The following is a 21,049-nucleotide window of genomic DNA, read 5'->3' as shown; positions in this document are numbered from 1 at the left end:
AGCGTTACTTCACGTCGACTTTGAGCTGCTGCCACAGCGCCAGATAGGCCTCGCGCTGCGCGTCGGTGATCGGCGCCTGGAACTGGATGCGCTTGGCCACCTCGGGATCGCCCATCACCTTGCGGTTGAAGGAGTCTTCAGGCAGCGCTTCCACCGCCTTGGTGTTGGCCGACACCGGCGCGCCGACCTTGGTGACCCATTCGACATAGAATTTCGGATCGATCATCCAGTTGATGAAGGCCTGCGCACCCTCGACATTCTTCGAGCCCACGGGAATAGAGAACGCGTCGAGCCAGGCGACGGCGCCTTCCTGCGGAACGACCAGCGAGACCGGCAGCTTGAAATGCGTCTTGGCACGGTCGGCCGAGCCGCTCCAATAGGTGCCGATGTCGATCTGGTTGGAGGCGACCATCTGGTTCCAGTCGTTCTCCGAGCTCCAGAACGTCTTGATCTGCGGCATCAGCGAGGTCAGCTTCGCCTTGACCGCTTCCATATCCTTGATGTCGTTGATATTCTGACCGGTGGCGATGGCGCCGAACTGCACCGCTTCGACAGCGTCGTCGCGAATGACGACCCGGCCCTTATGCGCTGGGTCCCACATTTCGGCGATCGAGGTCGGTGGCTTGTCGAAGGACTTTTCGTTGATTGCCAGCGCCGTCAGGCCCCACACCCACGGCACGCCATAGACCTTGCCGTCATGGTCGAGCATCGGCGATTGCGCCTTGTCCTTGCTGATGTCGGCATAGTTCGGCAGCTTCGAGACATCGATCGGCTGGATCAGCTTTTCCGCCATCGCCTGATCGTTGAAGGCGGCGTTGATCATGACCACGTCATAGAGGCCCGGATTGGTGCGGATCTTGGTCAGCATTTCCTGTTCGGAATTGAAGAAGTCGTTGACGACCTTGTTGCCGGTCGCCTTTTCGAAGGCTTCGATCGCCCACGGCTCGTCGGCGCCGTAGCCCTTCCAGTTGAGCACATGCACTTCGGCGGCACTGGCGGCCAGCGTGAGCGCGGAGGTGATGACGGCGGTCGCCGTCAGCAGGGCAGTCAGTCTTGGCATGCGCATGTTCGTTCCTCTCTTGTTTGCCCGCTTGGCGGGTCAGGCTGTCTGATGGGCCTTCTGGTTCTAGCCCGGCTCGCCCGTGGCGGCCTGGCTCAGGAAAGTCTGGATCTCGCTGTCGGTCGGCGCCGATGAGCCGCCATGGCGGGTGACGGAAAGTGCTGCCGCCGCATTGGCATAGCGCGCCGCCTCGAAGGGATGCACGCCGCGCGAGAGTGCACTGACGAAACCGCCGATATGGGTGTCGCCGGCGCCATTGGTGTCGATGGCATCGACCTTGAAGCCGGCAATGGTCTGCGTCTCGCCATTGACCAACCTCACGAAACAGCCCTTGGCGCCGGCGCGGATAACGACGCCTTCGGCCTTTGGGCAGTGGTCGGCGAGCAGCCGGGCGGCGAGTGCCTCGACATCGCCTTGCCCAGCGATCTCGACCGCTTCCGTCATGTTGCAGCTCAGCCATGTCGTACGGGCAAGTACCCGCGACAGGATGGGACGTGGGATATCCGCGATGACCGGCGTTGGATCGAAAACGAAGGGAATGTTTTCTGGCAGCGCCTCGATCCAGTCGGTCAGCGCGTTGTGGCTTCCGAGATAGCTCAGCGTGTAGCCTGACGTGAACACCCAATCATCAGACGTGACCACCACGGGCCTCATCATCTCGAGGCTGAGAATGCTCTCCGCACCGGGCCACGACACGAAGGTGCGCTCGGCATCGCCGGAGATCATGGCGACGCAATTGCCGCTGTCCATGACCGGCGATGGCGACGTCAGCGTTATGATGCCTTCGGCCGCAAACGCGGTGCGCAAAAAATCGCCATTCGGTCCGCTGCCGAGCTGGCCGCCGAACACCACCGTCATGCCGGTGCGGCTGGCCGCGACCATCATGTTGAAGCCGCCGCCGGCGACCTGCGCAAAGCTCGACGCGGTCTTCTCGCAGCCCGGCGCCGGCAAGGCGTCGATGCGGTAGACATAGTCGACGACGGCGCTGCCGATATGGACCAGACGCCCACTCATGCCGCGGCATCCTTGCTGGCCTTTGCCGTGCGCGCCGCGACGAGCTCTTCGGCAAGCGAGCGCACCTCCCCCATATCCATGCCGACGAGCCCGGCAATGTGTTGTTGCGGCAGTTGCGAAAAGCCGACGCAGGCGCCGGCCATGCCTGAGGCAATCGCGCCGATCGTGTCGGTGTCGCCGCCGAGATTGGCGCTGATGATTGCCGCTTGCCAGGGATCGCCCTGCGCGACTTCAAGCACGGCGAAAGCTGCCGGCACGGACTCCTGGCTGGCCACACCGGTGCCGACGAGATCGGTGATGAGCCCGATCGCATCCCGCATGGTCTTGCCGCGCACGAGCTCCTGCGCCCAGGCGATACGCGCGGCGATATCGCCACCAGTCACCCAATGTCCGAGCCGGGCGCCTCGCCGCGCGGCTGCTACCGCGCTGTCGGAAGCGGCACGCCAGTCGCCACCGGCGACGCCGTGGCTGGCGGCGGCGGCAACTGCTGCGGCCGAAGCGATGGCGATCGAGGTTTGTGCGTGGCACGGCAAGTTTCGGCGACCTTGGCGACGAAAGCGTCGAGCGGTTCCAGCGGCATCATGATGCCGACCGGCGCGATGCGCATGGCCGCGCCATTGGTGTCGCCCCGGCTTCCCGCCTCTTCCGCCGGCACGCCGTCATTGATGGCGTCGATGGCGCGCTTGGTCGATGGTCCCAGCAGGTCATAGCTGCCGCGCGCCTTGACCTCGCGCTCCCAGTCGAGCAGTGCGTTCACCCAGCGCGCATGATCGAAGCGGTCGCCGGACTCGACGAGAATGCGACCAAGCAGCAGCGCCTGTTCGGTATCGTCGGTGATGGTGCCGGCAACGAGCCCCTTCGACACCGGATGATCGGCAAACGGCGCCACGAAATCCTCGACATGGCCGTATAGCTCGGCGATCCGCGCCGGCGACAGAAGCTGCGTCGGCATGCCCAGCGCATCACCGAGCGCCCCACCGACAAGCGCGCCCATGGCGCGATCGAGCGTGTCGTTGGTTCTGTCCGGCATCGCTCAAAACCTCATATGCAGCGCGAAATGCGCCGGGTTGAGCAGGCTGGTTACATATTCGATCGGCCGGTCGTCAGCCGCACGCGTCAGCCGGCGTCCGCGCAGGAACGGCGTGCCTTGCGGGCAGCCGAGAATGGCGGCGTCTTCGGCATTCAGCATCTCGATGCCGACCCATTCCTCGCCATGGTCTGGGATGAGGCCGGCGCCGCGCAGCGTCTGGTGCAGCGAGCCTTCGCGCAGACCGCGCAGCGGCACGTCCTCCAGTTCGGGCGACAGCGGCAGGCGGCTGCGTTCGATGGAGATCGCATGGCCGTCGCTGGCATTGGTGCGCACCCGGTCGACGGCGATGAAGAACGGGCTTTCGATGCCAAGCAGCGCGGCAAGATCGGCATCCTCGATCACTTCAAGCCGCAGCGTCCGCGTCTCGGCATTGGCGCCGGCATTGGCCAGCGCCCGCGACCAGCCAATGCTGTCATCGACCGGCTTGCCGTCGAAAGTGACGAAGGAGCCGATGCCGACCTTGGTCGTGATCAGCCCACGGCTGGACAACTCCTCGAGGCCCTTGCGGACCGTGTTGCGGCTGACGGAAAAGCGCTGGACGAGTTCGTTCTCGCTTTGCAGGCGGTCGCCGAAGCCAAGCACGCCGGAGCGGATCTCATGTTCGAGAACGGTGGCGATCTGCTCGGGCTTGCCCGTGCCGGGAGAAAGTTGAATCGCGCGCCGCTTCATATGGGTACCTGTTCAGTAAACCTGTATAGTCCTGTTCGATATTGGAGTTGAAGGGCGGCGTCAACGATATATTTGGATTCACGCATATGCGTTGTGCTCAGGTGCCCCGGGCATCGTTTGTTCGCATGGCGACGCTAACCGCGCAGGGCGTCGCGTCTCCGAGACAGAGCGGGGGCAGCGCTTCCCTCAGGCGATTAGCCTTGCGCTCACACGAAGAAAAATTCCTCAATCCGTTGCTTGGCCGTCCGCAGCGCTGGCAGGATATCCCGCTCCATCGCCTCGACGGAGAACCGCGCCGACTGCGTCGAGACGTTGATCGCCGCCACGGTCTTGCCGGCGCGGTCATAGATCGGCACCGCTATCGAGCGCAGGCCAAGTTCCAGCTCTTCATCGACGACGGCAAAGCCATCCGCCCTCGCCGCGTCGATGGCCTTGGCCAGCGCGGCGCGGCTGGTGATCGTCTTCGGCGTGCGCCGTTCGATCCTCGCCTCTGCAAGCAAGGCCTTCAGCTCATCCGCGCCCAGCCCCGCAAGCAGGACGCGCCCCATCGAGGTGCAATGCGCCGGCAGCCTGGTGCCGACATCGAGCGAAACGCTGAGGATGCGGCGGCCAGGAATGCGCGCGACATAGACGACTTCCTCGCCCGACAGCACCGCCGCGTTACAGGCCTCGTCGAACTGGGCGGCCACGTCGCGCATGATGGGTGCGGCGAATGTCCACAGCGAGGCGCCGCCGAGCCAGGAGCGCACGATGGTGAGCAGGCGCGGCGATAGCGAAAACTGCCGGCCGGATTGCGTGGCATAGCCGGTCGCGGTTAGCGTCAGCAGGAAGCGACGCGCGCCGGCGCGGGTCAGCCCCGCCTCCTCCGCCATTTCGGTCAGCGTCATCCCGGCCGGATGCCGGGCCAGTATCTCCATGACTGCAAGGCCGCGCTCCAGCGAGCCGACATGGTCGCGTGTCGTTGCCTCGTCCTCCATGCGGCCTCCGCAAGACAATGCGCCGCCTTGACTCGTCTCGGCGGCGCGATGTAAAAATATCTCATACAAAACAAATGTTCGCAATACGAACTTTTTGAACTTCGGAGTTCTTGGCGATGGTCAATTTCCTGCCGCTCAAACAGGCCGTGGCTGAGAACCTGCATGATGGCGATACGGTCGCCTTCGAAGGCTTCACGCATCTGATCCCGACGGCGGCGGCGCATGAGGCCATCCGCCAGGGCTTTCGCGACCTGACGCTCATCCGCATGACCCCCGACCTGATCTACGACCAGATGATCGGCATGGGCATGGCCAAGAAGATCATCTTCTCCTATGTCGGCAATCCCGGCGTCGGCCTGCTGCGCCGCGCCCGCGACGCCATCGAGAACGGCTTCCCCCGGTCGATCGAGATCGAGGAGCACAGCCATGCCGGCATGGCCAACGCCTACGAGGCGGGAGCTGCCGGCCTGCCTTGCGCGGTGTTCCGCGGCTATCGCGGCGCCGGGCTGGCGGCAGTCAATCCCAACATCCGCTCGGTCACCTGCCCGTTCACCGGCGAGGTGCTTGCCGCCGTTCCTTCCATCCGACCGGACGTGACCTTCATCCACGCTCAGAAGGCCGACAAAAAAGGCAATGTGCTGGTCGAAGGCATTATCGGCATCCAGAAGGAAGCGGTGCTCGCGGCCAAGCGCGCCGTGGTGACGGTAGAGGAAGTCGTCGACAATTTCGACGACCTGCATCCCAACCTCACCGTGCTGCCGCGCTGGACCATCGCTGCGATCTCGGTGGTATCAGGCGGTTCGCATCCCTCCTACACGCACGGCTACTATGCCAGGGACAACGCCGCCTATCTCGAATGGGACGACATCGCCGCCGACCGTGAAAAATTCCAGACCTGGATGCAGGCCAATGTCCTTGAGCGCACGGCGGACGATTTCGCCGGCCGCGTAAAGCATCTGAGGAGCGCGGCATGAGCGGCTTTACTCCCAATGAGATGATGACGATTGCCGCCAGCCGAGCCCTGAAAAACGACGATGTCTGCTTCGTCGGCATTGGCGCGCCGTCGGCCGCCTGCAACGTCGCGCGACTGACGCATGCGCCCGACATCACGCTGATCTATGAAAGCGGCACCATCGGCACCGCGCCCGATGTTTTGCCGCTGTCGATCGGTGACGGCGAACTTTGCGACACCGCCGTCACGACCGTCTCGGTGCCGGAGATGTTTCGCTACTGGCTGCAGGGCGGTCGCATTTCGATCGGTTTCCTCGGTGCCGCCCAGCTCGACAAGTTCGGCAACATCAACACCACCATCATCGGCGACTATGCGCATCCCAAGACCCGCCTGCCCGGCGGCGGCGGCGCGCCGGAGATCGCCACCTCGTCGAAGGAGATCTACATCACCATGGCGCAGTCCAAGCGCGGCATGGTCGAGAAGATCGACTTCTTCACCTCCTTCGGCCATGGCAATGGCGGCGACCATCGCCAGCGCCTCGGCATCGAGACCGCTGGACCGACGCTGCTGATCACCGACCTCGCCATCTGGAAGCCCGACCCGATGAGCAAGGAATTCACCGTGGTGTCGCTGCATCCCGGCGTGACGCGGCTTGAGGTGCAGGACAGCTGCGGCTGGATCGTAAAGTTCGCCGAGGCGCTTGACGAAACGCCGGCGCCGACGGAACTCGAGCTGACGACATTGCGTGACCTGCAGGCCCGCACCAAGGCGGCGCATGAGGGAAGCGGAAAAGAAAAGGCCGCATGACATGACCGAGGCATTCATCTGCGATTACATCCGCACCCCGATCGGCCGTTTCGGCGGCTCGCTGTCGTCGGTGCGGGCCGACGATCTTGGCGCCATCCCGCTGAAGGCGCTGGTCGAGCGCAATGCCGGCATCGACTGGCAGGCTGTCGACGACGTCGTCTATGGCTGCGCCAATCAGGCCGGCGAGGACAACCGCAATGTAGCCCGCATGTCGCTGCTCCTGGCCGGACTGCCGAAGGAAATTTCAGGCTCGACCGTCAATCGCCTCTGCGGGTCCGGCATGGACGCGCTCACCATTGCCGCCCGCGCCATCAAGGCGGGCGAAGCCGAGTTGATGATCGCCGGCGGCGTCGAATCGATGAGCCGCGCGCCCTTCGTCATGCCCAAGGCCGAGACCGCCTTTTCACGCCATGCCGAGATCCATGACACCACCATCGGCTGGCGTTTCATCAACCCGCTGATGAAGAAACAATATGGCGTCGATTCCATGCCGGAGACCGGCGAGAACGTCGCCGAGGATTTTTCAGTGTCGCGCGCCGACCAGGACGCCTTTGCCGTGCGCAGCCAGGACAAGGCCGTCGCGGCACAGGCCAATGGCCGGCTGGCGAAGGAGATTACCCCGGTGACGGTCCCGCAGAAAAAGGGCGATGCGACTATCGTATCGAAGGATGAGCATCCCCGCGCCGGCACCACGGTCGAGTCGCTGGCCAAATTGCCGACGCCGTTCCGGCAAGACGGCACGGTCACCGCCGGCAACGCATCGGGCGTCAACGATGGCGCGGCGGCGCTGATCATCGCCTCCGAAGCGGCTGTGAAAAAACACGGCCTGACGCCGATCGCCCGCATCCTCGGCGGCGCTGCCGCCGGCGTGGCGCCGCGCATCATGGGCATCGGCCCTGCTCCGGCGACACAAAAGCTCTGCGCTCGCCTCGGCCTGACACCGCACCAATTCGATGTCATCGAACTCAACGAAGCCTTCGCCTCCCAAGGCATCGCCGTGCTCCGCCAACTCGGCATCGCCGAGGATGCGGAGCACGTCAACCCCAATGGCGGCGCCATCGCGCTTGGTCATCCCTTGGGCATGTCGGGCGCGCGCATTGCAGGCACGGCTGCGCTGGAGCTTCGCGAGCGCGGCGCCCGCTATGCGCTCGCCACCATGTGCATCGGCGTCGGCCAGGGCATCGCAGTGGCGCTCGAACGGGTTTGAGATCGCACTGCCCTTAATAGGGCAAACCGACATAGTTCTCCGCCAGCGCGGTCGACGCCGCCTGCGAATGCACGAGATAGTCGAGCTCGGCTTCCTGGATGCGCTGGCCGAACTCGCCCGTATCGGGAAAGCGGTGCAGCATCGTCGTCATCCACCAGGAGAAGCGCACCGCCTTCCACACCCGAGCCAGCGCTTTGGCTGAATAGGCGTCGAGCCCGGCCGGCGACTTGTCCAGATAGAATTCACGAAGCCCGGCAAAGAGATAGCGCACGTCGCTGGCGGCGAGGTTGAGCCCCTTGGCGCCCGTCGGCGGCACGATATGGGCGGCGTCGCCGACCAGGAACAGCCGGCCGAAGCGCATCGGTTCGGCTACGAAGGAGCGCAGCGGCGCGATCGATTTTTCGAAGGACGGGCCGGTAACGACGGCGGCTGCGGTCGGTTCCGGCAGGCGACTGCGCAACTCGTCCCAGAAGCGATCGTCGCTCCAGGACTCGACCTGTTCGTCAGCGGGGACCTGCACATAGTAGCGGCTGCGATGAGTCGACCGCATCGAGCATAGCGCAAAGCCCCGCTCATGGTTGGCGTAGACCAGTTCGTGATCGGCCGGCGGCACTTCGGCCAGCACGCCGAGCCAGCCGAAGGGATAGGTCCGCTCGAAGGTTTTCAGCGCCCGCTCAGGCACCGATTTGCGGCTGACGCCGTGATAGCCGTCACAGCCGGCGATAAAATCGCAGTCGATGCGATGGCTGATGCCATCCTTGTCATAGGTGACGTAAGGCGCTCGCCCGTCGAAACCGTGCAACGCGACGCTTGCCGCCTCGTAGACTGTGGTCAGTCCGGCCGCCTCGCGCTTGTCCATCAGATCGTGCGTCACTTCGGTCTGGCCATAGACGGTGACATGCTTGCCGCCAGTCAGTGCCGTGAGGTCGAGCCGGTGCAGGCTGCCGCCGAAGGCAAGCGAGACGCCGGCATGGGGTAGACCCTCAGCATGCAGCCTTGCCGCTGCGCCTGCTTGCTCCAGCAGCTCGACAGTGCCCTGTTCGAGCACCCCTGCCCGCACGCGGCCAAGCACGTGCTCCCGGCTCGAACGTTCGAGGATCACGGTTTCGACGCCGATGCCGCTAAGCAGCTGGCCGAGCAGCAGCCCGGACGGTCCGGAGCCGACAATGACAATCCGGGTGCGCATCAGTGTCCCAGGCTTTCGATCTGTCCGGCGAGTTCGGCGGCGAGCCGTAGCGCAGCCGCGGTCGCAACCGCCATCTGCGGCAAGAGCAGCCATTCCAGCGTCCAGGCAGCACCGGAGCGCTCCTGCTCATGCACCAGCGCCTGGTGCATGCCGGAAAGCTGCGTGGCGTTGAAGCGGGCCAGCGCCACCAGCGCTTCGGCCTTGACCGGATTCTGCTTGTGCGGCATGGCCGATGAGCCGCCACCGCCGGATAGTTTGATCTCGGTGCCGCTCTGCGCCATCAGGGCGACGTCCTGGCCGAACTTGCCGAGGCTGCCGGTGATGAGCGACAGCAAACCGGCGAACTCGGCCAGCGCATCGCGCTGGTTGTGCCATTGCGGCGCATCGCCAAGGCCAAGCTTTGCGGCAAGGGCGGCGCGCACTGCGGGGCCTTTGTCGCCGAGCTTTTCCAGCGTGCCGGCGGCGCCGCCGAATTGCACTACCAGCAGACGCTTGGATTGCTCCGAGAGTCTCTGCTGATGCCGTTGCAGCGGCGTGCGCCACACCGCCACGCGGTCCGACGCCTGAATTGGGATCGCCGGCTGCATGCGCGTAATCGCTGTCAATGCACGGCTGCCAAAACGTTCTTCCAGCCCCACCAGCCGCAAAATGTTTTCAGTCAGCAGCAGGTCGAGATGTTCAATGAGCCGGCGCAGCCGAAGAACCAGGCCAGTGTCGATGACGTCCTGGCTGGTTGCGCCGAAATGCACGCCGGCGTCGTGCGGCGCGCCGACCGCTGCCTTCAACTGGCGCACCAGTTCGGGCACGATCACGCCATCCTTCGCCACACCGGCCCGCAGCCGCGCGGTGTCCGGCTTGTATGACAACAGGACAGGTATAATCGCCGCGGCGGCATCCGTGCCGATAATCCCGCTTTCGGCTTCCGCTTGCGCCAGCGCGCGCTCGAAATCGAGCATGGCGGCGATTTCCGCATCCACCGAAAAATGCCGAGCCGCCTCCTCGTCGCCGAGCAGGCCGGAAAGCAGCGGATGGTCGAAGGGCGATACGGTCATGTGCTGGTTTCCTCCGTCAGCTGTCGAAGAAGACCGTTTCCTTCTCCCCCTGGAGATGGACGTCGAAAATATAGTCGTCGCCTTGCCGCTCGGCGATCAGCGTCGGCACGCGCACCTTGTGCTCGATGCGGGCCAGGATCGGATCCTCGGCATTGGCCTTGGCCTCATCGGAGAAATAGAGCCGCGTGTGGAGGCCGATATTGATGCCGCGGGCGACGATCCACAGGCTGATATGCGGCGCCATCAGCCGGCCGTCGCCATACGGCACGCGTCCCGGCTTGATCGTCTGAAAACTGCACAGGCCGGTTTCCATGTCGGTCGGCTGACGGCCCCAGCCCTGAAAATCCGGATCGGCATCGCCGCGCAATTCAGCCGGCGAATTGTAGAAGCCATTGGCATCCGCTTGCCAGATCTCGATCAACGCATCCCTGAGCGGCGTGCCGGTGCCGTCGAGCACGCGAATGCGCAAACCGATGCGGTCGCCCTTGGCGTTGTCGTTGAGCATCGTGGCGCCCAGGTCTGTCGGGTAGACGCCGCCGATACCGCCGAAATTCGGCGTCAGCCCGATATGCACGTAGGGCCCGGCGGTCTGCGACGGGCTCTCCTTCAGCCGGCTGAGCGACTGCGCCATCAATTGCCCTCCGGACGGTTTTCGAACAGCGAGGCACGGCGTCCGCGCAACACGATGTCGAACTTGTAGGCGCGCGCGTCGAACGGGATCGTCGCCTGCATGTCGAGCGCGGCGACCAGCGTCTCAATCGCCGCCTTGTCGCGGATACCGCGCACGATCGGGCATCGCCAGATCAGCGGGTCGCCCTCGAAATACATCTGGGTGATCAGCCGCTGTGCGAAGCCGTGGCCGAACACCGAGAAATGGACGTGCGACGGCCGCCAGTCATTGGGCCCGTTCGGCCAGGGATAGGGACCTGGCTTCACCGTGCGAAAGGCATAACCGCCATCGGCATCGGTGATGGTGCGGCCGCAGCCGCCGAAATTCGGATCGAGCGGCGCGAGATAGCCGTCCTTCTTGTGGCGGTAGCGGCCGCCTGAATTGGCCTGCCAGAATTCGAGCAGCGCGCCTGAGACGCCCTGGCCGCGCTCGTCGAGCACGCGGCCATAGACGATGATACGCTCGCCGATGGCGCTCTCTCCGGGCTTTGCGAAATTGTGGATCAGGTCATTGTCGAGTTCGCCCAGCATGGCGTGGCCGAACACCGGACCGGTGATTTCCGAAGCCGTGTTGTCGAAGGCCAGCAGCGCCTTTTGCGGCGAGCGCAGCACTGACGTCTTGTAGTCGGGCGTCAGCGCCGGCGGATGCCAGCCGCGGTCGCGCTGGAAGAAGGCGCCGCTCTCGGGCCTGCGGTTCGAGCCGGCATCAGCTGGCATGGCCAGCCCTGCTTCCGTCCATTTCCGAAAACACCTCCTTGGCGATCCTGAAGGCGCGGTTGGCGGCCGGCACGCCGGCATAGATCGCGACATGCAGGAACGCTTCGCAGATATCGTCGCGCGACGCACCGGTGTTGGCGGTGGCGCGCACATGCATGGCGACCTCTTCATCATGGCCAAGGGCGGCCAGCAGTGCCAGCGTCACGATCGAGCGTTCGCGCCTGCTGAAGCCCGGACGCGCCCACACAGTGCCCCAGGCTGCCTCGGTGATCAGCTCCTGGAACGGCCGGTCGAAATCGGTGACGGCATCCTCGCTGCGATCGACATGAGGGTCGCCGAGCACCGAGCGCCTGACGGTCAGCCCGGTTCGGTATCTGGTTTCGTTTTTGGGCAGTTCATCCATGGGTCTGCTTTCTCAGGGGAAGCGCCGCGACGAAATCGCGGATCAGGGTGGTCAGCGCCTCGGGCTGTTCGACGCAAGGGATGTGCGCGGCGTCACGAATGATTTCGAAATGTGCGCCTGGGATCAGATCGGCCAGCCAGCGGACGAGATCCGGCGGCGTCGAGCCGTCCTGGTCGCCAACGACGCAAAGCGTGGGCACCGCGATCGCCTGCGCGGCCTCGGTGAAATCGGCATCGCGCACCGCGGCGCAGGTGCCGATATAGCCGGCGACGGCTTGCCGGGTCATCATGTTCCAGTAGCCGTCGAGCTCGGCGACACGGTCCGCGTGGAAGGCAGGCGTAAACCACATTTTGAGCACGGCATCGGCGATGGCCTGGATGCCTTTGCTTTCGACCGTTTCGATGCGGGTGTTCCAGCTGTCGGCCGTGCCAATCTTGTGGGCGGTGTCGCACAGGATGAGGCCGTCGACGATTTCGGGGCGCCGGGCATAAAACCCTTGCGCAATCAGGCCGCCCACCGACAGGCCGCACAGCACCGCATTGCTCAGTTCGAAATGATCGATCAGGCCCGACAGATCATCGACATGCTCGTCGATCGAGCTGACGCCACCAATGTCGGACAGGCCGTGGCCGCGCTTGTCGTAGACCAACGCAGGCATTTCGCCACCCAGTTCGGACAACACCTCGTCCCAGATGCGGAAGTCGGTGCCCAGCGAATTGATGAACACGATCGGCCGCGCATTTCCCTTCGCCTTGATATGGCGATGGTGCAGCGTGATGCCGCCAATGTTAATGAATGGCAAGATTTCGATCCTCCGTGTTCACATTGCACAAGGCATTTGGTTTGGTAAAATGATATTTTACGCCGTTTCATTAACTGCTAGGTTATGAGAACATGTCCGAAAGCCGCATAAGGTTCCGTCACCTGCAGGCATTCCTTGAGGTAGCGCGGCAAGGCAGCGTGGCGAGGGCGGCCGACTTTCTCCATGTCAGCCCACCGGCAGTGACCAAGACGTTGCGCGAACTGGAGGAGGCGCTTGGCATAGCTGTCGTCGAACGCGACGGCCGCGGCATCAGGGTGACGCGGCTTGGCGAAATCTTTCTCGGCCATGCGGGCACGGCGATCACGGCACTGAAGCGCGGCGTCGATTCCGTCCGCCAGGACGGCGCCATCAACCGGCATCCGATCCGCATCGGCGCGCTCCCGACAGTGTCGGCCAAGGTGATGCCACGCGCCATAAGCCTGTTCCTGAGTGAAAATACCGGTGCTGCGATCAAGATCGTCACCGGCGAGAACGCGGTCCTGCTGGAACAGTTGCGCGTCGGTGCGCTCGATCTCGTCGTCGGCCGGCTTGCGGCGCCGGAAAACATGACCGGCTTCTTCTTCGAGCATCTCTATTCCGAACCGGTGCTGTTCGTGGTGCGGGCCGGCCATCCGCTGCTGCAGCCGGGCCAGGACATCTTCGCCCGGCTCGATGAATTCCCGGTGCTGATGCCGACGCGGGAGTCGGTCATCCGCCCGTTCGTCGACCGCCTGTTCATCACCAACGGCATGACGGCGCCTGCGACCGAGATCGAGACCGTCTCGGATTCCTTCGGCCGTGCCTTCCTGCGCCAAAGCAATGCGGTCTGGATCATATCGACAGGTGTCGTCGCCAACGAACTCTCCAGCGGCGCCTTCGTCGCCTTGCCCGTCAACACCGAGGAAACCAAAGGGCCGGTCGGCCTGACGATGCGGACCGACACTGCGCCTTCGCCGGCCTTCACCATCCTGCTGCAGACCATTCGCGAGGCGGCCAGCCAGAACGCCTGAGCACCTTTCGCCAATCTGGCGCAGAGCGGGCCTTCAGCCGTATTTCCATAACCTGTTGGTTAACGAAACACCGCAAAATATCATTTTACCAAACCAAACACCTAGGGCACTGTGACGATGGGAGGATCGAAATCGTGCCGTTATCGGCATTGGCGGCGTTCCGCTGCCGCCTCAAGGCCTGCCGGGGCGATCTCCGATCTTAAGAACGGGCGGCATCGATTTTGAGCAGGCCGGCGGTGACCTCCAGGTGCCGTCAGGAAAGGGAGGAATACCAGCATGACCTCAAGCAAATCCGGCGTCTCGCGGCGCCAGTTCATCGCCACATCGCTCGCCGGCGGCGCGGCACTTGCGCTCAGCCGCGGCTAGGCCTTCGCGCAGGCCGCCGACACGCTGAAGGTCGGCTTTGTCAGCCCGCGCACCGGGCCGCTCGCGGGCTTCGGCCAGACCGACGGCTATGTGCTCGACCTCGCCCGCAAGGCGCTCGCCAACGGCCTCGACATCGGCGGCAAGAAATACAGTGTCGAGATCATCGACCAGGACACGCAATCCGACCCGTCGCGCGCCGGCCAGCTCGCCAAGGACCTCATCAACAACCAGGCCGTCGACCTGATGCTGGCGGTGTCGACGCCGGAGGTGATCAACCCGGTCGCCGACGCCTGCGAAGCCGCCGGCGTGCCTTGCCTCTCCACCGTCATGCCGTGGGAGGCCTGGTATTTCGGCCGCGGCGCCAAGCCCGGCGAACCCTCGCCGTTCAAATGGACCTATCATTTCGGCTTCGGCGTCGACGAGTTCTTCCGGACCTACATCTCGCAATGGAACCTGATCGAGACCAACAAGAAGGTCGGCGTCATGTATCCCAACGACGCAGACGGCAATGCCATCCGCACCCATCTGGCGCCGTTGCTGGCAAAGCAGGGTTTCACCATCGTCGATCCCGGCGCCTACGAGACCGGCACCACCGACTATTCCTCGCAGATCGCGCTGTTCAAGCAGGAAGGCGTCGAGATCTTCAACTCCTTCCCGATCCCGCCGGACTTCGCCGCCTTCTGGCGTCAGGCTGCACAGCAAGGCCTGATCAAGCAGATCAAGATCTGCCAGGTCGCCAAGACCGGATTGTTCCCGTCCGACATCGAGGCGCTGGGCGATCTCGGCAACAAGATTTCGAGCGCCGCTTACTGGCACAAGGCCTTTCCCTACAAGTCGCCGCTGACCGGCGTTTCGGGAATCGAACTGGCCGACGGTTATGAGGCCGCCAGCGGCAAGCAATGGACGCAGCAGCTCGGCGCCTCGATGTCGCTGCTCGACGCCGGCTTCGAGGCCCTGAAGGCAAGCACCGACGCCAAGGACAAGGCGGCCGTCGCCAAGGCGCTGAGCACGCTCAACACCGAGACCATGATCGGCAAGGTCGACTTCACCAGCGGCCCGGTCGCCAATGTCTCTCCCGGCCCGATCATCGGCACCCAATGGGTGGCGGCCAAGGAAGGCGGCAAATTCCCGCTCGACTATGTCGTGACCGAGAACGCCACCGACCCGAAGGTTCCGGTCGAGGCCAAGCTCCAGCCGTATAACGGCTGACGGACGGCTACGGGGATCGCATCGTGAACGGTTCAGCAAACGCCGCGATCCTCAGCGCTGCCGGCATCCAGAAACGCTTCGGCGCGCTGGTGGTGCTCGACGACATCGATTTCGCCATGAATGGCGATGAGGCCGTCGGCATCGTCGGCCCGAACGGCGCCGGCAAGACGACGCTGCTCAGCATCTTGTCAGGCGCCTTCCCGCCGAGCGCCGGCACGGTCGCCTTCAACGGCGGCGATGTGACAGCGCTGCCGGCAACGCAGCGCTGCCGGCTCGGCCTGGTGCGCACGCACCAGGTGCCCAAGCCGTTCAGCGGCATGACCACGTTCGAGAACGCTTTTGTTGCCGCGTCGCATGGCGCCGGTCTCGCCCGCGACGAGGCCTATGAAGAGGCGCTGGAGGCGCTGAAACTGTGCGGCATGATGGGCGTGGCCAACCGGCGCGCCGAAACGCTCGGCCTGCTCGACCGCAAGCGGCTGGAACTTGCCCGCGCGCTCGCGGCAAGGCCTACGCTGCTTCTGCTCGACGAGATCGGCGGCGGACTGACCGATGGCGAGGCGAGCGAACTTGTCGATACCATCAAGGAATTGCGCCGCCGCAAGATCGGCATCGTCTGGATCGAGCACATCGTCCACATCCTGCTGCAGGTGGCAGAGCGGCTGATCTGTATGGACGCCGGCAAGATCATCGCCGATGGCGAGCCGCAAGCGGTGATGGCCGACCCGGAAGTCGTGCGCGCCTATCTCGGCGGAGGCCCGAAATGAGCCTGCTCGCAATCGAGAATCTGGTCGTCCGCCATGGCCTGTTGCAGGCGGTGCGCGGTGTGAGCTTTACGATCGAGCGCGGCGAAACGCTGGCGCTGGTCGGCGCCAACGGCGCCGGCAAGACGACGCTGCTGCGGGCGATCGCCGGCGCCCATGAGCCGACGGCCGGCCGCGTGCTGCTGAATGGCGCCGATATCACCGGCGTTCCCTCGCACAAGCGCGTCGGCATGGGCGTCGCGCTGGTGCCGGAAGGGCGAAAACTGTTCGTGCAGATGACGGTCGAGGAGAACCTCCTGCTTGGCAAGGCCGCCGGCCGTCCCGGCGACTGGAGCGTGGAACGAGTGCTCGACACGTTCCCCAATCTGAAGCCGCGCCGCCACGCCAAGACCGGGCATCTCTCCGGTGGCGAGCAGCAGGCCACCGCCATCGGCCGCGCGTTGATGAGCAATCCGGAGCTGCTGCTGCTCGACGAGGTCTCGCTCGGCCTGTCGCCGCTGGTGGTCGATCGCGTATACGCTTCGCTGCAAGGGCTGATCAGCTCCGGCACGACGATCATCCTGGTCGAACAGGACCTCAATCGCGCGCTCTCGGTCTCGGACAAGGTCATCTGCATGCTCGAAGGACGCGTCGACCTGGAAGGCCCGAGCAAGGGCATGTCCCGCGATGAAGTGACGAAAGCCTATTTCGGCCTGCACAGAAAAAGCGCCGGGAGTGTGCCGGCATGAGCAACCAGATCGTCCAGGGCATCCTGCTCGGCGGCTACTACGCGCTGATCGCCTGCGGCCTCTCCTTCATGTTTTCGGTGATGCGCATCATCAACCTCGCGCATGGCAGCCTGGCCGTGTTTTCCGCCTACGCGCTGTGGTGGCTCGCCTCGCAATTCCATATCTCGCCCTTCGTCGGCCTGCTCATCGTGCTGCCGCTGATGGCGGCCATCGGCTGGGCGCTGCAACGCTTCCTACTCGAGCGCAGCGCCCGTGGAGGCGCGCTGCTGCCGATCCTGACCACGTTCGGCCTCGCCATCGTCATCGACAATGCGCTGTTCGAGCAGTTCGGCGCCGACACACGTTCGCTGGCGCCCTATATCGGCAGCCTCTCCTACGATTCCTGGGAATGGCCGGGCAGCATCTATGTCGGCAAGCTTGCCGTGATCATGTTCGCCGCCGCCGTCATATTGCTTGGCGGACTGCAGCTGTTCCTTACCAACACCAGGCTTGGCCGCTCGATCCGCGCCACGTCGGAAGATCCCGACACGGCCGGTCTCGTCGGCGTCGATGCGCGCCGCGCCAACGCCCTCGCGGCCGCCATCGCCATGGTCACGGTCGGTCTTGCCGGTGCCTTCCTCGGCATGCGCGCCACCTTCGATCCCTATACCGGCGCACCTCAATTGCTGTTCGCTTTCGAGGCGGCGGTGATCGGCGGCGCCGGTTCGCTATGGGGCACGCTGGTCGGCGGCATCGTTCTGGCGCTCGCCCAGACGCTCGGCGCGCAGATCCATCCGCAAGGTTTTCTGATCGGCGGCCATGTCGCCTTCCTGATCGTGCTGTTCATCCGGCTCTCCACCTCCGGCCTCGGCCTGCGCGGCCTGCTGCGCCTGCCCGCGAGGAAAGCATCATGAGCGCGGTTTTAAACGCCCCCGTCATCGAGCGCGGCACACCCGCCTCGCGCATCTCGGCGATTGCGGTTGTCGTCATCATCGCGCTGCTCGCTGTTGCGCCGCATTTCCTGTCGGACGGCGCCGTCGACCGCATGACCGCCTTGTTCATCTATGTGATGCTGGCGGCGATGTGGAATGCGCTGGCCGGCTTCGGCGGGCTGGTTTCGGTGGGACAGCAAGTGTTCTTCGGCCTCGGCGCCTATTTCACCATCCGCCTGGCCGATGCAGGCCTCAACCCGTTCGCTTCTCTGTTTGTCTCGGCGATCATCGTCGGCGCGATCTCCTGGCCAATGTCGCTGTTCATGCTGAAGCTGAAGAACGGCGAGTTCGCCATCGGCATGTGGGTGATCGCGGCGCTCACCCATCTCCTGGTCAATCTCGACCGGCTGGTGCAAGGCGAGACCGGGACGTCGCTGATCTCGCTCAACGTCTATGACGCCGGCGCCAGGCGGGCGACGATCTACTGGCTGGCGTTGGCCGCGATGACGGCGCTGCTCGCCACCCTGTTTAGCCTGCTGCGTGGCAGCACGGGTGCGGCCATCCGCGCCATCAGGGACAATGAGGAGGCCGCGGCATCGGTCGGCGTGCGCGTCACCGGAACCAAGCGGCTGCTCTTCGTGCTCGCCGCCTTCGGCATCGGCATGGCCGGCGCGCTGTGGTTGGCCACGTCGATCACCTTCCAGCCGAAAACCTACTTCAACGTCCAGTGGACCGCCTACATGATCTTCATGGTGCTGGTCGGCGGCATCGGCACCTTCGAGGGCGCCATTCTGGGTGCGCTGCTGTTCTTCCTCATCGAGACCTGGTTCGGCGGCACCGGCGTCTGGTATCTGATCGGCCTCGGCGCCACGGCGGTGCTGTTCTCGCTCTTCCTGCCGCGCGGCGTGTGGGGAACGCTGGAGGAGCGCTTTGGCCTGCGCCTGCTCCCGGTCGGCTACAGGGTCAGGCTGCCGGCAAACGCCGGCGATAGTGACGCGACGCCTTCGCCGCAACAGGCCGCAACGCATAGTGAAAAGGCGTGACCATGCTGTTCGGCAAGACCATCCTCATCACCGGTGTCGCCTCTGGTATCGGCGCTCGCACGGCCGATCTTGCCGGCCAACTGGGCGCTGACGTGATCGGCGTCGATATGCGTGAACCGGCAGCATCGGCCGGCAGTTTCGTCAAGGCTGACATCTCATCCAAGGCCGGCGTCGACGATCTCCTCGGGCGCCTGCCGCAGCGCATCGATGCGCTCTGCAATGTCGCCGGCCTCCCCGGCAACACCGGTGCGGTGTCGACACTGGCCGTCAACTTCTACGGCCTGCGCGCGCTCTCGGAAGGCCTCGCACCAAGACTTCGTGAAGGCGGCACCGTAGTCAACGTCGCCTCGATCGCCGGCTATGGCTGGCGCGCCAATCTCAACCGCGCGGCATCGATGGTCGGCATCGAAGGCTTTCCCGATGTGGCGAAGATGATCGCCGACCATCAGGTGAAGAACGAGGAAGGCTATCCCGTTTCCAAGGAGCTGCTGCTGTTGTGGACGCAGCGCGCCGCACATCAGGACCTGTTCAGGAGCCGCGGCATCCGCGTCAATGCAGTGAGCCCCGGCCCGGTCGAGACGCCTCCTCAAACAGTTCCGCAATGTGCTGGGTGACGCCCGCGTGGACAGCGACATCGCCAGGGTCGGGCGCGCCGGAACCTCGGGCGACATCGCGCCTGTCGTGCTGTTCCTGTGCTCGGACGGCGCACGCTGGGTCAACGGCGTCAATGTGCCGGTGGACGGTGGGCTTGAAGCATCGATCAATGCCGAGGTACTCGGCTTCTAGACCATGATCCCGAAAAGTGGGAGCCGGTGTTCGGATCAGATCGTGGTCGATAATAGATAGAAAAGACGCTCCACGGCGAGCGAGGGAGAGAACAATGGACATCGGACTTCTGATCGACGGCGACAAAAGGGATGCCTCCGGCTCAGCCTCTTACGAGCGCATGGACCCGTTCACCGGCAAGCTGGCGACCCGCGCTGCCGCAGCCAGCATCGCCGACGCCAATGCCGCGGTCGAAGCCGCTGCTGCCGCTTTCAAGACGTGGTCGAAGACCGGCCCGGGCGAGCGCCGCGCTTTGCTGTCCAAGGCGGCCGATGTCATGGACTCCAAGGTCGGCGAATTCACCAAATTGATGATGGAAGAAACCGGCGCGACCGGCCCCTGGGCCGGCTTCAACGTCATGCTCGCCGCCAAAATGCTGCGCGAGGCAGCCGCCATGACGACGCAGATTTCGGGCGAGGTCATTCCCTCCGACAAGCCCGGCACGCTGGCCATGGCGATCCGCCAGCCGGCCGGCGTCTGCCTCGGCATCGCGCCGTGGAATGCACCGGTCATCCTCGGAACCCGTGCCATCGCCATGCCGATCGCCTGCGGCAACACGGTTGTGCTGAAAGCTTCGGAAATGTGCCCAGGCACACACCGGCTGATCGGCCAGGTGCTGGTCGAGGCCGGCCTGCCCAAGGGCGTCATCAATGTCGTCACCAATGACCCCAAGGACGCAGCGGCAATCGTCGAAACACTGGTCGCGCACCCTGCAGTCAGGCGTGTCAACTTCACCGGCTCGACCAAGGTCGGCAGGATCATTGCCGAACTCGCCGGCCGTCACTTGAAGCCGGCACTGCTCGAACTCGGCGGCAAGGCGCCGCTGGTCGTGCTCGACGATGCCGACATCGATGCCGCGGTCAATGCGGCGACCTTCGGCGCCTACATGCATCAGGGCCAGATCTGCATGTCGACCGAGCGCCTGGTCGTCGATGAAAAGGTCGCCGACGAATTCGTCGCCAAGCTCGCCGCCCGCGCCGCGCAGCTGCCGGCCGGCGACCCGCGCGGCCATGTCGTACTCGGTTCGCTGATCAGCGACCAAGCCGCCGACAAGATGGAAGAACTGGTTGCCGACGCCGTCGCCAAGGGCGCCAGGCTTGTGGCCGGCGGCAAGCGCACCGGAACCGTGGTCGAGGCGACATTGCTCGACCACGTGACGCCAGCGATGCGCGTCTATTCGGAAGAATCCTTCGGCCCGGTCAAGCCGGTGATCCGCGTCAAGGGCGAGGACGAAGCGGTACGTGTCGCCAACGATACCGAATACGGCCTGTCTTCAGCCGTGTTCAGCCGCGACATCCGCCGTGCCATGGCGGTTGCCGCGCGCATCGAAGCCGGTATCTGCCACATCAACGGCCCGACCGTCGGCGATGAGGCGCAAATGCCGTTCGGCGGCGTCAAGGGTTCAGGCTACGGCCGCTTCGGCGGCAAGGCCTCGATTGCCGAGTTCACCGACCTGCGCTGGCTGACCATCGAGGATCCGGGGCAGCACTATCCGTTTTGACTGCACCTTCTCTCACAGGGGGAGAAGGGAAGGAGCCCTCAGGGCCGTTGCCTGGCGAGCCAACGGATTCCCGCATCAAAACCCGGCAAG

At 64.6% G+C, this 21,049-nt stretch carries 19 protein-coding genes and 3 pseudogenes; 11 read left to right on the top strand and 11 right to left on the bottom strand.

The window, feature by feature from the left end; translation table 11 throughout:
- Positions 1 to 4: 4 nt before the first annotated feature.
- From X733_RS160815 to X733_RS160825, 5 genes and pseudogenes are all read right to left on the bottom strand, one after another.
- Positions 5 to 1,066, bottom strand: coding sequence for an ABC transporter substrate-binding protein (locus X733_RS160815; RefSeq protein WP_023687931.1), 1,062 nt, complete (start codon positions 1,064 to 1,066; stop codon positions 5 to 7).
- A gap of 60 nt (positions 1,067 to 1,126) precedes the next feature.
- On the bottom strand, positions 1,127 to 2,074 hold the full coding sequence (locus X733_RS0134090) for a PfkB family carbohydrate kinase (RefSeq protein ID WP_023685262.1): 948 nt from the start codon (positions 2,072 to 2,074) through the stop codon (positions 1,127 to 1,129).
- Positions 2,071 to 3,104 (bottom strand): annotated as a pseudogene (locus tag X733_RS01000000165875) (ADP-ribosylglycohydrolase family protein). The gene X733_RS0134090 and the pseudogene X733_RS01000000165875 overlap by 4 nt, the downstream one beginning before the upstream one ends.
- A 3-nt stretch (positions 3,105 to 3,107) precedes the next feature.
- Complete coding sequence (locus tag X733_RS160820; RefSeq protein WP_023817883.1) at positions 3,108 to 3,833, bottom strand: GntR family transcriptional regulator; 726 nt, start codon at positions 3,831 to 3,833, stop codon at positions 3,108 to 3,110.
- A 206-nt stretch (positions 3,834 to 4,039) separates the two neighbouring features.
- Positions 4,040 to 4,810 carry an IclR family transcriptional regulator C-terminal domain-containing protein gene (locus X733_RS160825; protein WP_023714833.1) on the bottom strand — a complete coding sequence of 257 codons (771 nt, stop codon included), beginning with the start codon at positions 4,808 to 4,810 and terminating at the stop codon, positions 4,040 to 4,042.
- Positions 4,811 to 4,926: 116 nt separating this feature from the next.
- Between X733_RS160825 and X733_RS160830 the strand changes: the two genes are divergently transcribed.
- The 3 genes from X733_RS160830 to pcaF are packed head-to-tail and all read left to right on the top strand — an operon-like array spanning position 4,927 to position 7,776.
- On the top strand, positions 4,927 to 5,784 hold the full coding sequence (locus X733_RS160830; protein ID WP_023685266.1) for a CoA transferase subunit A: 858 nt from the start codon (positions 4,927 to 4,929) through the stop codon (positions 5,782 to 5,784).
- Entirely contained in the window at positions 5,781 to 6,569 is a 789-nt protein-coding gene (locus X733_RS160835; protein WP_023817882.1) for a CoA-transferase subunit beta, read from the top strand. The genes X733_RS160830 and X733_RS160835 overlap by 4 nt, the downstream gene beginning before the upstream one ends.
- A gap of 1 nt (position 6,570) precedes the next feature.
- Positions 6,571 to 7,776, top strand: coding sequence for a 3-oxoadipyl-CoA thiolase (gene pcaF, locus X733_RS160840; protein ID WP_023687925.1), 1,206 nt, complete (start codon positions 6,571 to 6,573; stop codon positions 7,774 to 7,776).
- Between the two features lie 13 nt (positions 7,777 to 7,789).
- On the opposite strand, the gene pobA is transcribed toward pcaF, so the two are convergent.
- The 6 genes from pobA to pcaD are packed head-to-tail and all read right to left on the bottom strand — an operon-like array spanning position 7,790 to position 12,605.
- Positions 7,790 to 8,962, bottom strand: coding sequence for a 4-hydroxybenzoate 3-monooxygenase (gene pobA / locus X733_RS160845; protein ID WP_023817881.1), 1,173 nt, complete (start codon positions 8,960 to 8,962; stop codon positions 7,790 to 7,792).
- Positions 8,962 to 10,014: a 3-carboxy-cis,cis-muconate cycloisomerase gene (locus X733_RS160850; RefSeq protein ID WP_023817880.1), complete on the bottom strand. Its 1,053-nt coding sequence runs from the start codon at positions 10,012 to 10,014 to the stop codon at positions 8,962 to 8,964. The genes pobA and X733_RS160850 overlap by 1 nt, the downstream gene beginning before the upstream one ends.
- Positions 10,015 to 10,030: 16 nt before the next feature.
- Entirely contained in the window at positions 10,031 to 10,645 is a 615-nt protein-coding gene (pcaG, locus tag X733_RS160855) for a protocatechuate 3,4-dioxygenase subunit alpha (protein WP_023817879.1), read from the bottom strand.
- Entirely contained in the window at positions 10,645 to 11,400 is a 756-nt protein-coding gene (gene pcaH / locus X733_RS160860) for a protocatechuate 3,4-dioxygenase subunit beta (protein ID WP_023736024.1), read from the bottom strand. Before pcaH ends, pcaG begins: the two co-directional genes overlap by 1 nt.
- Complete coding sequence (gene pcaC / locus X733_RS160865) at positions 11,390 to 11,803, bottom strand: 4-carboxymuconolactone decarboxylase (RefSeq protein WP_023668153.1); 414 nt, start codon at positions 11,801 to 11,803, stop codon at positions 11,390 to 11,392. The genes pcaH and pcaC overlap by 11 nt, the downstream gene beginning before the upstream one ends.
- Positions 11,796 to 12,605, bottom strand: a complete 810-nt coding sequence (pcaD, locus tag X733_RS160870; RefSeq protein WP_023817878.1) for a 3-oxoadipate enol-lactonase — start codon at positions 12,603 to 12,605, stop codon at positions 11,796 to 11,798. The genes pcaC and pcaD overlap by 8 nt, the downstream gene beginning before the upstream one ends.
- A gap of 92 nt (positions 12,606 to 12,697) precedes the next feature.
- Here pcaD and pcaQ point away from each other — a divergent pair, with 92 nt between their 5' ends.
- The 8 genes and pseudogenes from pcaQ to X733_RS160900 all read left to right on the top strand — a co-directional run bounded on the left by pcaQ (position 12,698) and on the right by X733_RS160900 (position 20,959).
- Complete coding sequence (gene pcaQ, locus X733_RS160875) at positions 12,698 to 13,615, top strand: pca operon transcription factor PcaQ (protein ID WP_023685275.1); 918 nt, start codon at positions 12,698 to 12,700, stop codon at positions 13,613 to 13,615.
- Between the two features lie 276 nt (positions 13,616 to 13,891).
- Positions 13,892 to 15,190, top strand: a pseudogene (locus X733_RS01000000165870) (ABC transporter substrate-binding protein).
- 23 nt (positions 15,191 to 15,213) lie between these two features.
- Positions 15,214 to 15,954, top strand: a complete 741-nt coding sequence (locus X733_RS160880) for an ABC transporter ATP-binding protein (protein WP_023817877.1) — start codon at positions 15,214 to 15,216, stop codon at positions 15,952 to 15,954.
- Entirely contained in the window at positions 15,951 to 16,679 is a 729-nt protein-coding gene (locus X733_RS160885) for an ABC transporter ATP-binding protein (protein ID WP_023817876.1), read from the top strand. The genes X733_RS160880 and X733_RS160885 overlap by 4 nt, the downstream gene beginning before the upstream one ends.
- Positions 16,676 to 17,572 (top strand): branched-chain amino acid ABC transporter permease, encoded by an 897-nt coding sequence (locus X733_RS160890; protein ID WP_023729446.1) that lies wholly within the window; start codon positions 16,676 to 16,678, stop codon positions 17,570 to 17,572. Before X733_RS160885 ends, X733_RS160890 begins: the two co-directional genes overlap by 4 nt.
- Positions 17,569 to 18,633, top strand: coding sequence for a branched-chain amino acid ABC transporter permease (locus X733_RS160895; protein WP_023817875.1), 1,065 nt, complete (start codon positions 17,569 to 17,571; stop codon positions 18,631 to 18,633). Before X733_RS160890 ends, X733_RS160895 begins: the two co-directional genes overlap by 4 nt.
- Before the next feature lie 2 nt (positions 18,634 to 18,635).
- Positions 18,636 to 19,419, top strand: a pseudogene (locus X733_RS01000000165865) (coniferyl-alcohol dehydrogenase).
- A 94-nt stretch (positions 19,420 to 19,513) separates the two neighbouring features.
- Entirely contained in the window at positions 19,514 to 20,959 is a 1,446-nt protein-coding gene (locus X733_RS160900; RefSeq protein WP_023817874.1) for an aldehyde dehydrogenase, read from the top strand.
- The last annotated feature ends 90 nt before the right edge of the window (positions 20,960 to 21,049 follow it).

The organism is Mesorhizobium sp. L2C066B000, from assembly GCF_000502335.1.
Classification (GTDB): domain Bacteria; phylum Pseudomonadota; class Alphaproteobacteria; order Rhizobiales; family Rhizobiaceae; genus Mesorhizobium.
Note: the sequence above shows the minus strand (reverse complement) of the source record. Positions and strands in the feature narration are given on the sequence as shown.